Genomic DNA, 15,174 nt, shown 5'->3' with positions numbered 1-15,174 from the left:
CCTAGATTTTTGTAAATCCCATCCAAATTCGGATATTCGCAATGAAAACTGGTAAAGAACTGAAACCCGGTACCGTGATCCGTCTCGAAAACGATCCATGGTTGGTTCAGAAAGCTGAATTCACCAAATCCGGTCGTAACAGCGCGATCATGAAGACCAAGCTGAAAAACCTGCTGACCGGTTACAAGACCGAGATCGTTTACAGCGCTGACGACAAACTGGACGACGTAATCCTCGACCGCAAAGAAGCGACCCTGTCCTTCATCAGCGGCGACACCTACACGTTCATGGACACCACCGACTACACCATGTACGAACTGAACGCTGAAGACATCGAAGCCGTTCTGCCTTTCGTTGAAGAAGGCATGACCGATGTTTGCGAAGCGATCTTCTTCGAAGAGCGTCTGGTTTCCGTAGAACTGCCGACCACTATCGTGCGTCAGGTTGACTACACCGAAGGTTCCGCTCGCGGCGACACTTCCGGCAAGGTAATGAAGCCTGCCAAACTGAAGAACGGTACCGAGCTGTCGGTTGCTGACTTCATCGAAATCGGCGACATGATCGAGATCGATACCCGCGAAGGCGGTTCCTACAAAGGCCGTGCTAAATAAGCACTGCTTCAGGAATGAAAAAGCCCGACCATTGAGTCGGGCTTTTTTGTGCCTGCAAACTACACACCAGCCCCTGTAGGAGCGAGGCTTGCCCGCGAAGGCGTCTTTTCTGACACACCGCTTTCGCGGGCAAGCCTCGCTCCTACAGGGTGAGTGGTGTTACTTCTTCAGGTGTTGCTTCAGTTCTTCGGACGCTTGCAGCATCGCCGAACGCACCGCCGGCACCTGGCTCACTACGTTCAGCAAACCATAATCGTGAATCATGCCGTTGTAACGCACCGCCGTGACCGGCACACCGGCCTCATCCAGTTTGCGCGCATAGGCTTCACCCTCATCGCGCAGCACATCAGCCCCGGCCGTCTGCACCAGCGCAGGTGGCAAGCCCTTGAGTTGTGCGGTGGTCGCCCGCAGCGGTGAAGCGTAGATCTCGTTACGTTGCTTGGCGTCGGTGGTGTAGTTGTCCCAGAACCACTTCATCATGTTTTTGGTGAGGAAGTGCCCTTCGGCAAACTGGTTGTAAGACGCCGTTTCAAAGCTGGCGTCGGTCACCGGCCACAACAGCACCTGGAACTTGATCGCCGGGGTGCCTTTGTCTTTGGCCATCAGCGCAACCACGGCCGCCATGTTGCCGCCGACACTGTTACCGGCCACGGCCAGTCGCTTGCCATCGACGTTGATCTCTTTGCCGTGCTCGGCCACCCATTTAGTGGCCGCGTAAGCCTGGTTGATCGCCACCGGGTAATGCGCTTCCGGTGATGGGGTGTAGTTGACGAACACCGCCGCCGCCCCCGAGCCCGTGACCAGATCCCGAACCAGCCGCCCGTGGGTCGGGAAGTCCCCCAGCACCCAGCCGCCGCCGTGGAAGAACATGAACACCGGCAGCTCGCCTTTGACCCCGGCCGGCCGGACGATGGTCAGGCTGAGCGGTTGGCCGTCGACTTGAATGGTCTTCTGGCTGACGTCTGCTTTTGGCAGCGTCAGTTTCACCCCGGCTTGCGCGCCGACCAAAATGGCCCGGGCATCTTTCGGTGAAAGCTGTTCCATCGGTTTGCCGGTGCCGGCATTCAGGACATCGAGGAACGCCTGGGTGTTGTGTTCAACCCCCTCGCCCGCGAATGCGCTGTGGATGGACAGGGCGAGAAGGGTACCGGTCAAGACTTTGCTGAAAGTGTTCATGTTGGTTTCCTGTTCGGTCTTGGAGTCGACGGTTAGACGGTTACGTGCAGGCGCACTTCGACGTTGCCGCGGGTGGCGTTGGAGTACGGGCAGACCTGGTGGGCCGCGTCGACCAGGGTTTGCGCATCGGCTTGTTCAAGACCCGGCAGGCTGATGTGCAGGTCGATGTCCAGACCGAAGCCGCCAGGAATCTGGCCGATGCCGACGTGGGCAGTGATCGAGGCGTCGGCCGGGATGCTGCGTTTGGTCTGGCTGGCAACGAATTTCAGCGCGCCGATGAAGCAGGCCGAGTAACCGGCAGCGAACAGTTGTTCCGGGTTGGTGGCCGCGCCGCCAGCACCGCCGAGTTCTTTCGGAGTGGCGAGTTTGACGTCGAGGATGTTGTCGCTGGAAACCGCACGACCGTCACGGCCGCCAGTGGAGGTTGCGATTGCGGTGTAGAGAGTTTGCATGATGTAGGCCTCGTTTCAGGTTTTGGTGATTTGCGCTAAATGTTTGCGCGCTAAGTAAGTGCGAGATGAATGTATCGCGCTAATATTTAGCGAGCAAGATAAATTTTTAAAAAAGTTTTCCTGAAAGCATGCGCAGGGTATGCATTCGGCGGGGAGAGGCTTGATGTAGAGGCTTTGGTGTGGGAGTGACAGGCAGAAATTTTTTTATGGCGTCGAGGATGCTTTCGCGGGCAAGCCTCGCTCCTACAGGTCATGTGCGGTCTGTAGGAGCGAGGCTTGCCCGCGAAGAACGATAACGCGATCTATCAGGTGATCGCCTAAAGGCTGTCCTGCAGATTGCTGCGCAGCACTTGCAGCTCCGCTTGCAGTTTTTGCAACCGCTCAAGCGTCATGCCGCTGGCGCCGAGGATGCACTGGGGCACGCCGCGCGCCTTGTCCCGCAACGCGCGGCCCTGTTCAGTCAGCTCGACAATCACCACTCGCTCGTCCTCGCGGCTGCGAGTGCGGCTGAGCAAGCCTTCGACTTCCAGGCGCTTGAGCAACGGGGTCAGCGAGCCGGGATCGGTCAGCAAGCGCGTGCTGATTTCGCCTACGGTCAAACCGTCCCGTTCCCACAACACCATCATCGCCAGGTACTGCGGATAGGTCAGGCCCAGCGCTTGCAGCAGCGGCTTGTAGACCTTGGTCATCAGCAGTGAAGTGGAATGCAGGGCGAAGCAGGCCTGGTTGTCCAGCAGCAGGTCGTCGCAGTTATCCGTGGTGTCGCGTTCGGTGTTCATCTCAAAGCCTTGATCAGTGATCTTCATGAATCTAGCGGGCGAATCTTTAATGCGCCAGATAATTTTGACCTAGTGCCGGTCCAGATTGGTTCGCAGCGCCAGATCCCATGGCGGGACAGGGCTGAAGCGGACTTTCAGGTACTCCAGCAATAAACGACTCCTCGGGTTGGGTTGCTGCTCCAGGCGCAACGCATAGATGCCGGTGGTTTCCGGCGGTGGCAGGCCGTGTTCACAGAACAGCGGCAGCAGTTCGCCGCGCAACAGGTATTCGCTGGTCAGCCAGGTCGGCAAGTGCGCGATACCGAGCCCGGCCAGCGCACCGCAGACCAGCGCCTCGGCATTGTTGGCGCTCATGCGGATGCGCCCGGGACGATGCAAATGCATTTCTGCGTTTTGCTCGAAACGCCAGGCAAATGGCGGCGCCAGGCCATCCCAGTCGAGGCCGTCGTGATCACTCAACTGCGCCGGATCGGTCGGCACGCCACGGCGTTGCAGGTACGCAGGGCTGGCGCAGGCGATGCGCACCATGCTCGCCAGTGGTGTGGCCACCAGTCGGGTATCGGCCATTTGCCCGGCACGCAGCACCAGATCGACCTTGCCCAGGTTCAAACCCTGCATGTCGACAAAACTGTCGATCAAGTGCAGTTGCACGTCGAGGCCGGGGTAGAGCATCAGAAAATCAGCGATCACCGGTGCCAGATGCCGTCGGCCGAACGCGGCGGGCGCGTCGATCCGGATCAAGCCTTCCGGCGCACTGCTCAGGGACACCGCCTCGGCGCGGGCCAGTTGCAATTCCGCCACGATCCGCCGCGCACGCTCGGCAAACGCCACGCCGGCCGGGGTCGCGCGGACGGCATGGGTGCTGCGAATGAACAACTGGCTGCCGACCGCGCTTTCCAGGCTATCGATGCGCCGCGCCACAGCCGAAGGGGTCAGTGGATGACGGCGAGAGGCAGCGGAAAAGCTGCCGGTTTCCAGCACGTCGAGGAACAGGCCGAGTTGTTCGGTCAATTGATTAGGGTTCATGGCGTATCAATGCCTATGCGAAGTTGGCACAGCCATTGTGCGTTGCTGTGCGTTTCCCCGCCAGCGCCGACTGCGTAGGATGAATGGCCTGAGATAAAAGGAAATCGGCCGTGATCGAGTTTTTGATGTACCTGGTATTTGGCGCAGCCCTGGGAACCCTCGGCGGCTTGTTTGGCATCGGCGGCGGTCTGATCGCGATTCCGTTGCTCGGCGTGTTGTTCGGTCTCGATCAGCAAATTGCCCAGGGCACCGCGCTGGTGATGGTCGTCCCTAACGTGATGCTGGCGCTATGGCGTTATCACCAGCGCAACAAAATCGAAATGCGTCACGCGCTGCCGCTGGCCTCGATGGGGTTTTGCTTTGCCTGGGCCGGCTCCATCTGGGCGGTGGGCATTGATGCGCAAACCATGCGCATCGGATTTGTCGCCTTCCTGATCGCGCTGTCGGCCTACAACCTGTTGCGAATGTTCTACGCCAATGCGCCGGCTTCTTCGCAGATGAATTACGCCTGGCCATGGCTGGGTGTGCTCGGCGCGGCGTCCGGAACCATGGGCGGATTGTTTGGCGTGGGCGGGGCGGTGGTGGCAACACCGGTGCTGACCAGCCTGTTCGGCACCAGCCAGGTGGTGGCCCAAGGGTTGTCGCTGGCACTGGCATTGCCCAGCACGGGCGTCACGCTGGTCACCTATGCCGTGCATCATCAAGTGGACTGGATGATCGGCGTGCCGTTGGCCGTGGGTGGACTGCTGAGCATCAGCTGGGGCGTGAAGATCGCCCACGCCATGCCGGAGCGCCTCCTGCGCGGGTTGTTCTGCGGCTTCCTGGTGCTGTGCGCGGTGATGCTCGCGTTTAAAGTTTGAAGCCGTCGACGATGTGCTCGGCCAGGCATTCGGTAATCGGTGACGGATTGTGCAGGTTGCGCACCAGCATGATGCTGGCTTCAGGCAGCAAGGGCAGATCTTCGGCGTCACCGAGAATGCGCATGTCCGGGGTGATCAGGCTTTCCAGTTGTGCGGTGACGGCCAGGCCGGCGCTGACCACCGCCATGATCGCCGACAGGCTTGAGCTGTTGTAGGCAACGCGATAATCGCGGCCCATCGCGTCCAGCGCATTGCAGGCCCACAGCCTGCAGAAACAATCACTGTTGAACATCGCCAGCGGCAACGGTGTCTGCTCGTGGGCGCTGTAGCATTGTGCCTCGGCCCAGACGAAACGTTCCTTGCGCAGCAACTGACCGATCTCGTTGCCCGGCTCGCGGGTGACGATGGATAAATCCAGATCCTGGCGTAGCAGCAATTGTTTTGATGATTCGCAGTGCACCTCGATCTGGATCAGCGGATATGACTGGGCGAATCGCCGCAGAATCCCCGGCAGAAAACGCATCACGTAATCGTCCGGCGTGCCGATCCGCACCGTGCCGACCATGTGCGGTTCGCGCAGGGTGTTGAACACTTCGCTGTGCAACTTGAGGATGCGCCGGGCGTAACCCAGCAGCACCTGGCCTTCAGCGGTCAGCCGCACCTGGCGGCCGTCGCGCTGGAACAGTTGGCGTTGCAACACGTCCTCTTCCAGCCGCTTCATTTGCATGCTGACGGCGGATTGCGTGCGGTTGACCAGCTCCCCTGCGCGGGTGAAACCGCCCTGATCGGCGATGGCCACAAAGGTGCGCAGCACTTCGGTGTCGATACTTGGGAAGGCGGACATACATCAATCTCCGAGATGTATTGCATAAGAAACATTCGTTGGATTGATCTTAGCTCCGGCGTGACACTTGAGCCATCCCAAACGGAGGGCAACAAGATGAAAGGTCAAAAAGGTTATGTCGAGGTAGAGAAACATTCCATCCACGTCGTCTCGGATTTACTGCACAAGATCAGTCGCTGGTACGAATTGCACCGTGAACGCGAGTTGTTGGCGGGCATGAGCGACGAAGCGTTGAAGGACATCGGGCTCAGTCGTGCAGATGTCGAGCACGAAACCGTCCGCCCATTCTGGGATGACCCGATGCACAAATGAGTAAGCCACAACTACACAAACCGTCTCCCGGTGAGGTAGGTTGCGAGCAGACAAGGAGATGCTCATGCCCGCAACGCTGTCCTTTTCCATCAAACAGGCTCGACGCCTGGCGCTGGCCGCCCAAGGATTCAACGGGCGCCAGCCGCCAGCGGCGATCAAAGCGGTGCAGCTCAATCGCCTGATCGAGCGGCTGGGCATCTTGCAGATCGATTCGGTCAATGCGTTGGTGCGTTCGCACTACCTTCCCTTGTTTTCCCGCCTCGGCAATTACTCATCCGACTTGCTCGACCAGGCTGCCTGGAGTTCGGGCCGGCGACGTACGCTGTTCGAATACTGGGGTCATGAGGCCTCGTTGCTGCCGCTGTCGATGTACCCGTTGATGCGCTGGCGCATGCAGCGCGCGAGTCGTGGCGAAGATATCTATCAGCAACTGGCACGTTTCGGGCGTGAGCAACAGGACACTGTCCGGCGGGTGCTGGCCTCGGTTGAAGAGCTCGGCGCACTGGGCGCCGGCAGCCTTTCGACCCGTCAGGAGCGGGCAGGGCCGTGGTGGGACTGGAGCGCGGAAAAGCATGCGCTGGAATGGTTGTTCGCCGCCGGGGAAGTGACCGTGGCCGGGCGGCGTGGATTCGAGCGGCTCTACGATTTGCCGGAGCGGGTGATTCCTTCGGCGATTCTGCAGCAGCCGTTGCTCGCGGAGGACGAGGCCCAGCGCGGGCTGTTGTTGCACGCCGCGAATGCCTTGGGTGTGGCGACGGAAAAGGACCTGCGCGATTACTTCCGGCTCAGCCCGGGTGATGCGCGTCCGCGCCTTGCGGAACTGGTGGAAGCCGGGGAGCTGCTGACCTGTGAAGTCCAGGGTTGGCGGCAACCGGGCTTTTGTTTGCCAGAGCCGAAAGTGCCGCGCAAGGTTGAGGCCAGTGCCTTGCTGTCACCGTTTGATTCGCTGATCTGGGAGCGCAGTCGTACCGAGCGTTTGTTCGATTTTCGCTATCGGCTGGAGATTTATACGCCGCCGGACAAGCGGGTCTACGGCTATTACGTGTTGCCGTTTTTATACAACGAGCGGATTGCTGCGCGGGTGGATTTGCGTGCGGAGCGGGCGTTGGGGCGGTTGGCGGTGCATGCCGTGCATGAGGAAGAGCCGGGGCTGGATGAGGAAGGGATGCTGGCGTTGGCGGTGAATTTGCGGCGGATGGCGGATTGGTTGGGGTTGGAGCGGGTGCAGTTGAATTGCTCGCGGGCGAGTGCGGGGCGGTTGCGGGTGGCATTGGCTCAGATTGAGGGTGACTGAGCTGACGCCTTCGCGAGCAAGTCGGATCGCCGCACCGCTCGCTCCTACAGGGGTTCGCGATCCCTTGTAGGAGCGAAGCTTGCCCGCGAAGGCAGCGACACGGTTTACCGACGGACTTGTTTCAGGGTTTCGGCAATAAGGAACGCCAACTCCAGCGACTGATCCGCATTCATCCGCGGGTCGCAATGGGTGTGATACCGATCCGACAACCCGTCCTCGGTGATCGGTCGCGCACCACCAATGCACTCGGTGACATTCTGCCCGGTCATCTCGATGTGAATGCCGCCGGCATAGGTGCCTTCCGCTTCGTGCACCTGGAAGAACTGCTTCACCTCGCCAAGAATCTGCGCAAAGTCGCGGGTCTTGTAGCCGCTGCTGGCCTTGATGGTGTTGCCGTGCATCGGATCGGAACTCCAAAGCACCTGCTTGCCTTCACGCTGCACAGCGCGGATCAGTTGCGGCAAATGATCGCCAACCTTGTTCGCGCCCATCCGTGCGATCAGGTTCAAGCGACCTGGATCGTTGTCCGGGTTGAGCACGTCGATCAGGCGAATCAAGTCTTCCGGGTTCATGCTCGGACCAACCTTGACCCCGATCGGGTTGTTCACCCCGCGCAGGAATTCGACGTGAGCGCCGTCGAGCTGACGGGTGCGGTCGCCGATCCACAACATGTGCGCCGAGCAATCGTAGTAGTCGTTTGTCAGGCTGTCGCGACGCACGAAGGCTTCTTCGTAGTTCAGCAGCAGCGCTTCGTGGGCGGTGAAGAAACTGGTTTCGCGCAGTTGTGGCGAGCTGTCCATGCCGCAGGCGCGCATGAACGCCAGGGTTTCATCGATGCGGTCGGCGAGGTGGCTGTATTTTTCCGCCAGCGCCGAGTTGGCGATGAAGTCCAGGTTCCACTTGTGCACCTGATGCAGGTCGGCAAAGCCGCCTTGGGCGAAGGCGCGCAGCAGGTTCAGGGTCGCGGTGGACTGGTGATAGGACTGGAGCAGACGCTCCGGGTCCGGCACACGGCTTTTTTCGTCGAAGCCGATGCCGTTGACGATGTCGCCACGGTAGGCGGGCAGGGTCACGCCGTCGATGGTTTCGTCGTTGGCCGAACGCGGTTTGGCGAACTGACCGGCCATGCGCCCGACCTTGACCACCGGGCAGCCCGCGGCGAAGGTCATGACGATCGCCATTTGCAGCAGCACTTTAAAGGTGTCGCGGATTTTCGCGGCAGAGAACTCGGCGAAGCTTTCGGCGCAATCGCCGCCCTGCAACAGAAATGCGCGGCCCTGGGTCACTTCGGCAAACTGACGTCGCAACTCCCGGGCTTCACCGGCAAACACCAGCGGCGGATAACTCGCCAGGGTTTGCTCGACGTGCAGCAAATGCGCCGCGTCGGGGTAGTGGGGTTGTTGCTGGATCGGCAGGGCGCGCCAGCTGTCAGGGCTCCAGGGTTGGCTCATCACGGTCTCGGTTGTTTTACGCTCGGACGTTCATGTTATCAGCAAATTAGTGCGTGACCTGTTCCCGTCGCTTCGCGGACAATCGCGCTTTTGCCGCCTGATGTTGCGGTGCATTGCGTTGCCGGGCCCGGTGACGATCTGGAGACGAAATGACTGAGGAGCGCGTCGAGCATCTGCTCGCCGAGGTACAGGACGAGTTCGGCGTGATTCGCGTGCTGGAAGTGGCCGATTACCGTTTTCTCGAGTTCGGTGATGCCATCGAACAGAGCTGCGTGTTCACCGCCGACCCGAGCTGGCTCGAATACGATTACACCCGTGCCATGCTGATCGGCGCGTTGTGCCACGAGCAGCCGGAAAGCGCGCTGTTCCTCGGCCTCGGTGCCGGCACGCTGACCCAGGCATGCCTGAAGTTCTTGCCGCTGGAAGATGTCGAAGCCATCGAGCTGCGGCCCGACGTGCCGCGCCTGGCCATCGAATACCTGGGGCTGGATGACGACCCGCGGCTGTACATCCGCGTCGGCGATGCGCTGGAACTGCTCGATACCGCCGAGCCGGCCGACCTGATTTTCGTCGACCTTTATACCGATGTCGGGCCGGGCGTCGGGCATCTGGCCTGGAGCTTTCTGGAAAACTGTCAGAAACGCCTGAATCCGGGCGGCTGGCTGGTGATCAACCAGTGGGCCACCGATGATGGCAAGCCGTTGGGCGCGGCGCTGTTGCGTGGGCTCTATCACCGGCATTACTGGGAGCTGCCGGTGAAGGAGGGCAATGTGATTCTGATTGTGCCGTCGGAGCTGGATCAGGAACTGGACATGGATGGGTTGGTTGCGCGGGCCGAAGGGCTGGCGCCACGGTTGGGGTATTCGTTGCAGTCGTTGATCAAGGCGATTCGCCCGGCGACATGATTTGTTGTTCTTTAGGGCCTCTTCGCGGGCAAGCCTCGCTCCTACAAGGGTGCGCATTTCCTTGTAGGAGCGAGGCTTGCCCGCGAAGGCAATATCCGCCTCGCCACAAACCTCAAACCCCTTTGAAAATGCCGGGCCGCTTCTCAACCATCGACCGCACGCCTTCCTTCGCATCCTCACTCGCCAACAACTTCTTCACCAGCGGCGGCAACCCCAGCGCCGCGGCTGTTTCGCCCTCATAACGCGCCTGTCGCGCCGACATCAACGTCGCCTGTACCCCCAGCGGCGCCTGCCGGGCAATCCGCTCCGCCAGCCCGATCGCCCGGGGCAGCAAATCCTCGCTGGCCATGACTTCCTGCACCAACCCCAGATGCAACGCGTCATGCGCATCGAATTCATCCCCGGTCAGCAACCAGCGCATCGCATTGCCCCAACCGGCGACTTGATGCAGGCGCAATGTGGCCCCGCCGAACGGGAAAATCCCGCGCTGCACTTCTTTCTGGGCAAACCGGGTGTTACTGGCGCAGAGGTTGATGTCGGCGGCGAGCATCAACTCAATGCCGATGGTCAGGCAATAACCTTGCGCGGCGACGATCACTGGTTTGCTGACTCGCGGACCCGCGAACACGCCCCACGGATCGCAACCGCCGGGCGGTGCCTGCCAGCCCTCGGCCAGGGCCGAACTGGCGCTGACCAGGTCAAGCCCGGCGGTGAAATGCTCGCCATGGCCGAACACCACCGCCACCCGCGCTTCGCTGTCAGCCTCGAACTCACCGTAGGCCAGGCTGAGTGCGTTGAGCAGGTCGAGGTCGAAGGCATTGCGCTTGGCCACCCGATCCAGGCCGATCAACAGGACATGGCCGCGCCTTTCGCAGGTCACACGGCTGGTAACAGGTTGATTCATCGAACAATTCCTCGGATGGGAAGGGGTTTGAAGGGGGAGGCGAGGCCGCAGGTCCGAGTCACAACGGTGAACCGTTTTAGCGCCATCCCCAGCAGGGCCGGGCCTTTGAAAAATAGACCGTCGCACGATTATCCGCAAAGCCTGTGACACAACGGTGTATCCGTCAGTTTTCCGACAAATAATGCTCCCTTTTTGGGCGAATTCCGGTATAGTGCGCGCCGGCCTTTAACCGGGCCGCGTTTAGGTAGCGCAATTCCCCGAAGTCAGCTTCGGCTGCACGTCCGCACAGCGGACTCTCCCTTGACGAATCTTTTTCATTCATTCGTTTTCGCAAATCCCCGCCGACAAAGCAGCCAGGGCGACTCTTGAGTCTTACACGGCATGCGCAGCTTTGGAGCATGGGTCTTTGCGGATGCACTTAGAGGCAGACCCATGACCCAGGAAACCGGCGGCTTCGCCGCTTTTAATCTTAATCCGAATATCCTTGCAGCCGTCATTGCGACTGGCTACGAAGAGCCTTCGGCTATTCAGCAGCAATCGATCCCGATCATCATGGCGGGCCAGGACATGATTGGTCAGGCGCAAACCGGTACGGGTAAAACCGCTGCGTTCGCCCTGCCTATCCTGCACTGCATCGATCCTGCCAAGCGCGAGCCGCAAGCCCTGATCCTGGCGCCAACCCGTGAGTTGGCGCTGCAAGTAGCAACCGCTTTCGAAACCTACGCCAAGCAAATGCCAGGCGTTACCGTTGTGGCCGTTTACGGCGGCGCCCCTATGGGTCCACAACTGAAAGCAATCCGTAATGGCGCACAGATCGTTGTCGCCACTCCGGGCCGTCTGTGCGACCACCTGCGTCGCGACGAAAAAGTCCTGTCGACCGTGAACCACCTGGTTCTCGACGAAGCCGACGAAATGCTCAAACTGGGTTTCATGGACGACCTCGAAGTCATCTTCAAGGCGCTGCCTCCAACCCGTCAGACCGTATTGTTCTCGGCTACCCTGCCGCAGTCGATCCGTGCCATTGCCGAACGCCACCTGCGCGATCCGCAACACGTGAAGATCCAGACCAAGACTCAGACCGTTACCGCGATCGAACAGGCTCACCTGTTGGTTCACGCTGACCAGAAGACCTCGGCTGTATTGAGCCTGCTGGAAGTCGAAGACTTCGACGCCCTGATCATGTTCGTGCGCACCAAGCAAGCGACCCTGGACCTGGCCAGCGCCCTGGAAGCCAAAGGCTACAAAGCCGCTGCGCTGAACGGTGACATTGCCCAGAACCAGCGTGAGCGCGTGATCGACTCCCTCAAGGATGGCCGTCTGGACATCGTTGTGGCGACCGACGTTGCCGCTCGTGGCCTGGACGTTCCGCGCATCACTCACGTGTTCAACGTTGACATGCCGTACGATCCGGAATCCTACGTTCACCGTATCGGCCGTACTGGCCGTGCCGGTCGCGAAGGTCGTGCACTGCTGCTGGTGACTCCGCGTGAGCGCCGCATGCTGCAAGTGATCGAGCGTGTAACCGGTCAGAAAGTTGCTGAAGTTCGCCTGCCGGACGCTCAGGCTGTTCTCGATGCCCGCATCAAGAAACTGACCAACAGCCTGTCGCCGCTGGTTGGCGATGCCGAATCGACTCACGGTGATCTGCTGGATCGCCTGACTGCCGATATCGGTTGCACGCCGCGTGCACTGGCTGCTGCCCTGCTGCGCAAGGCGACCAACGCTCAGGCGCTGACCCTGGCTGCAATCGAGAAAGAACGTCCACTGGTGCCGAACAACGCACCGCGTGGCGATCGTCCAGAGCGCACCGGTGATCGTCCGGACCGTGGTGATCGTGAGCGTCGTGCTCCGGTTCCATTGGCCGAAGGCCGTGCCCGTTGCCGTACCGCGCTGGGTGCGCGTGACGGTATCGCGGCGAAAAACCTGCTGGGCGCCATCCTCAACGAAGGTGGTCTGGCGCGTGAAGCGATCGGTCGCATCCAGGTGCGTGACAGCTTCAGCCTCGTCGAGCTGCCGGAAGATGGTCTGGAGCGTCTGCTGACCAAGCTGAAGGACACTCGCGTTGCCGGTAAGCAGTTGAAGCTGCGTCGCTATCGCGAAGATTGATCCGCCCCCGGGCTGATTGATCGAACATAAAAAATCCCCGACTGGTTCGGGGATTTTTTTTGCCTGCGATTTGTTAAATATCGCCGATTTCACGTTTAGCTGCGATTCCTGTAGGAGCCGGCTTGCTGGCGATAAACGCACAGGCACTGCGTACATTCAGACCGCACACGTAATCGTTCACGCCCATCGCCAGCAAGCCGGCTCCTACAGGGGGCTGGGTTTAATCTGTTGCTGGCCCGCCACCCGCCGTGACCACTTGCACACTCATGCGCGGAGTCGCCAGATCGAGCCCGGCTTCATCCAGGTGTCGTTTCAAGGACAGGTTGAACGCCCGGGAAACTTCCCACTGCTTGATCGGCGCGGTCTTGAAGCGGGCCCGCAGAATCGCGTTGCCTGACTCGAAACTCTCGACCCCTTGAATCTCCAGCGGCGACCAGATGTTGCGTCGTTGCAATGGATCGGCGCGCATCTTCTGGCCGACGTCGCGCATCAGTTTGATCGCGTTATCGATGTCCATGTTCGAGGGGATCGCCACGCGAAAGATCGCGTAGCCGAACTCTCGCGAGTAGTTCTTGATGCTTTTGATTTCACTGAACGGGATGGTGTGGACGATGCCGTCGATGTCCCGCAGGCGCACGGTACGAATGGTCAGGCCCTCGACAGTGCCGAGGTGGCCGCCAACATCCACGTAGTCGTCGATGGCCAGGGAGTCCTCGATGATGATGAACAGCCCGGTGATCAGGTCCGCGACCAACGATTGTGCGCCGAAACCGATGGCCAGGCCGATCACGCCGGCACCGGCCAGCAGTGGCGTGACGTTCATGCCCATGTTCGCCAGGGCGACGATCAGTGCAACGATGAATATCGCCACGAACAGCACGTTGCGGATCAGCGGCATCATCGTCTGCGCACGCGCGTTGGCCTGGCCTTTGCGCGAGCGGGTGAGGGCGTGGTGCACCGCCGTGTCGCTGAGGATCCAGATCAGCCAGGCAAAAATCAGTGTGCCGCCGAGGCTGAACAGTTTGACGCTGACTTCATGGCCTTCGCCTTCGGTGAACGCAATCAGCGACATGCCCCAGACCCGCAGGCCAAGTTCGATGAACGCTAGCCACACCAGCAAGTGGGCGAGGGTATAGAAGAAGCTTTTCAGGCGTTCGGAATACAGTGCATGACGCTTCACGCCCCGTTGCGGTTTCAGTGCATGCCGGCGTACCAGCCCGTTGATGACCATGCACAACACCAGCAGCACGGTGCAGATCAGCGACTGACGCAACGCGGTGCTGGTGTCGCCGGCGGAAACGAACGTGGCGAACAGCGAAATCGCCACCAGCACCAGCGCTGGCATGTACCAGAAAGTGCCGAGAATTTCGATGGTGTCGCTGAGCGCGCGGCGGGTCAGGCGCCGGGACAACGGTTGGTTGCGGATCAAGTGGGCGATGGGGCGTCGGAAGCGCAGGATGAACAGCCCGGTAGACAGCGCGGCCAGCACGTTGGCGATGGTGGCGGCGGTGTGCGCCAAATGGCTGCCGAGGCTGGCGACCAGTCGCGGGTCGTTCAAGGCTTCGCCGAACGCGGCAAAACTGCCGATCAGCCACAGCGGCCGAAAGGCCTGATGCCGCAGGATGTACAAGGCGCGGTGGCGGTGTGGCCCGTCGAGCAAGGAAAAGGCGATCACGCAGATCGCCGAAAAACACGTGCCGACCACCAGCGCATAGGCCAGCACCATCGCCAGGCTTTTGCCCAATGACGAGGGCAGGGCGTAGGTCATGTAGACGGTCATCACCAGGGCGATCAGCCAAGGCCCGAGTTTGCGCAGGGCAAAGCGCAACATGTCGAGGGCCTTGGGGTGCTGTGGTAATTCTTCGGTCAGGCCGAAGCGCATCCGTACCCGGTGACCGAGCCAGATAAGCGCGGCGGCCAGCAGGCTCCAGACCATCAGAATCATGGCGAAGCCAAAGATGATCGGCAGCCATTCATTGGCCGGCAACACCAACCCCGCCAGTTCTTCCTTGGCCAGATCAAACTCGTCGGACCAGCGTGTGAGCGGGCTGTCAGCGCCGGAGAATTGTTTTTCAAAATTGGCCAGCGTGCCGCCAATCAGGCCCAACACGCCTTCTTCAGCAGCCGGTTGGGCTTTTTTGGTGGCGTCGCGCAGCTTCTTCAAGTCGGCCAGCAATTTGCTGCGTTGCTGATCGTTCTCCAGTGACTTGATGACTTCGTCGAGGGATTGCCCGAGGGGTTCTTGCGCCTCGGGCTGGGTTTTCGCCGAGCTGTTGAGCAGGCTCGGTAAACCGACGGCCTGGGCCGGCATGATCGGCAGCAGCGCCATCAGGCAGACGAGGAAAAGGCTGGGCAGGGCAAAAAGACGAGCGAACACTAGGCGGTCAACCTTGAAAAGAGCAGGTCGACCGAGTGTACGAGCCCGCCAAAATCAATGCGAGCCGAGGGCGAGGA

Annotated in this window: 14 protein-coding genes; 6 read left to right on the top strand and 8 right to left on the bottom strand. The window is 60.5% G+C overall.

Annotated features, from left to right (window positions below):
* Positions 1-41 precede the first annotated feature (41 nt).
* Positions 42-611, top strand: coding sequence for an elongation factor P (locus tag ACM6IO_RS01085; protein WP_007943632.1), 570 nt, complete (start codon positions 42-44; stop codon positions 609-611).
* A gap of 159 nt (positions 612-770) precedes the next feature.
* Here ACM6IO_RS01085 and ACM6IO_RS01080 read toward each other — a convergent pair whose 3' ends face one another.
* The 4 genes from ACM6IO_RS01080 to ACM6IO_RS01065 all read right to left on the bottom strand — a co-directional run bounded on the left by ACM6IO_RS01080 (position 771) and on the right by ACM6IO_RS01065 (position 4,044).
* Positions 771-1,787 (bottom strand): alpha/beta hydrolase fold domain-containing protein, encoded by a 1,017-nt coding sequence (locus ACM6IO_RS01080; RefSeq protein ID WP_414910745.1) that lies wholly within the window; start codon positions 1,785-1,787, stop codon positions 771-773.
* A gap of 32 nt (positions 1,788-1,819) precedes the next feature.
* Positions 1,820-2,239, bottom strand: a complete 420-nt coding sequence (locus ACM6IO_RS01075; protein ID WP_008031409.1) for an organic hydroperoxide resistance protein — start codon at positions 2,237-2,239, stop codon at positions 1,820-1,822.
* 317 nt (positions 2,240-2,556) lie between these two features.
* Positions 2,557-3,018, bottom strand: coding sequence for a MarR family winged helix-turn-helix transcriptional regulator (locus ACM6IO_RS01070; protein ID WP_008031411.1), 462 nt, complete (start codon positions 3,016-3,018; stop codon positions 2,557-2,559).
* 69 nt (positions 3,019-3,087) lie between these two features.
* Entirely contained in the window at positions 3,088-4,044 is a 957-nt protein-coding gene (locus tag ACM6IO_RS01065) for a LysR family transcriptional regulator (protein ID WP_008031414.1), read from the bottom strand.
* A 110-nt stretch (positions 4,045-4,154) separates the two neighbouring features.
* On the opposite strand from ACM6IO_RS01065, the gene ACM6IO_RS01060 reads away from it, so the two are divergent.
* Positions 4,155-4,904 (top strand): sulfite exporter TauE/SafE family protein, encoded by a 750-nt coding sequence (locus ACM6IO_RS01060; protein ID WP_032832543.1) that lies wholly within the window; start codon positions 4,155-4,157, stop codon positions 4,902-4,904.
* Here ACM6IO_RS01060 and ACM6IO_RS01055 read toward each other — a convergent pair.
* Positions 4,894-5,748 carry a LysR substrate-binding domain-containing protein gene (locus ACM6IO_RS01055; protein WP_008031417.1) on the bottom strand — a complete coding sequence of 285 codons (855 nt, stop codon included), beginning with the start codon at positions 5,746-5,748 and terminating at the stop codon, positions 4,894-4,896. The genes ACM6IO_RS01060 and ACM6IO_RS01055 overlap by 11 nt on opposite strands.
* A gap of 96 nt (positions 5,749-5,844) precedes the next feature.
* On the opposite strand from ACM6IO_RS01055, the gene ACM6IO_RS01050 reads away from it, so the two are divergent.
* A complete protein-coding gene (locus ACM6IO_RS01050; protein ID WP_008031420.1) occupies positions 5,845-6,060 on the top strand; it encodes a DUF1127 domain-containing protein in 216 nt (71 codons plus the stop codon).
* 64 nt (positions 6,061-6,124) lie between these two features.
* Positions 6,125-7,354 carry a winged helix-turn-helix domain-containing protein gene (locus ACM6IO_RS01045; protein WP_414910744.1) on the top strand — a complete coding sequence of 410 codons (1,230 nt, stop codon included), beginning with the start codon at positions 6,125-6,127 and terminating at the stop codon, positions 7,352-7,354.
* A 104-nt stretch (positions 7,355-7,458) separates the two neighbouring features.
* On the opposite strand, the gene ACM6IO_RS01040 is transcribed toward ACM6IO_RS01045, so the two are convergent.
* A complete protein-coding gene (locus ACM6IO_RS01040; RefSeq protein WP_008031425.1) occupies positions 7,459-8,805 on the bottom strand; it encodes a class II 3-deoxy-7-phosphoheptulonate synthase in 1,347 nt (448 codons plus the stop codon).
* Positions 8,806-8,954: 149 nt separating this feature from the next.
* Here ACM6IO_RS01040 and ACM6IO_RS01035 point away from each other — a divergent pair, with 149 nt between their 5' ends.
* On the top strand, positions 8,955-9,710 hold the full coding sequence (locus ACM6IO_RS01035) for a spermidine synthase (protein ID WP_123432631.1): 756 nt from the start codon (positions 8,955-8,957) through the stop codon (positions 9,708-9,710).
* 112 nt (positions 9,711-9,822) lie between these two features.
* Here ACM6IO_RS01035 and ACM6IO_RS01030 read toward each other — a convergent pair whose 3' ends face one another.
* On the bottom strand, positions 9,823-10,614 hold the full coding sequence (locus ACM6IO_RS01030) for a crotonase/enoyl-CoA hydratase family protein (RefSeq protein ID WP_414910743.1): 792 nt from the start codon (positions 10,612-10,614) through the stop codon (positions 9,823-9,825).
* A gap of 432 nt (positions 10,615-11,046) precedes the next feature.
* On the opposite strand from ACM6IO_RS01030, the gene ACM6IO_RS01025 reads away from it, so the two are divergent.
* On the top strand, positions 11,047-12,720 hold the full coding sequence (locus tag ACM6IO_RS01025) for a DEAD/DEAH box helicase (RefSeq protein WP_008031432.1): 1,674 nt from the start codon (positions 11,047-11,049) through the stop codon (positions 12,718-12,720).
* A gap of 220 nt (positions 12,721-12,940) precedes the next feature.
* Here ACM6IO_RS01025 and ACM6IO_RS01020 read toward each other — a convergent pair whose 3' ends face one another.
* A complete protein-coding gene (locus tag ACM6IO_RS01020) occupies positions 12,941-15,097 on the bottom strand; it encodes a mechanosensitive ion channel family protein (protein WP_192227305.1) in 2,157 nt (718 codons plus the stop codon).
* Positions 15,098-15,174 lie beyond the last annotated feature (77 nt).

Origin of the sequence: Pseudomonas sp. IT-P44 (genome assembly GCF_949768225.1) — a bacterium.
GTDB classification, from domain to species: Bacteria; Pseudomonadota; Gammaproteobacteria; order Pseudomonadales; family Pseudomonadaceae; genus Aquipseudomonas; species Aquipseudomonas migulae.
The sequence above is the reverse complement of the archived record's forward strand: the minus strand, read 5'-3'. Positions and strand labels throughout refer to the sequence as shown.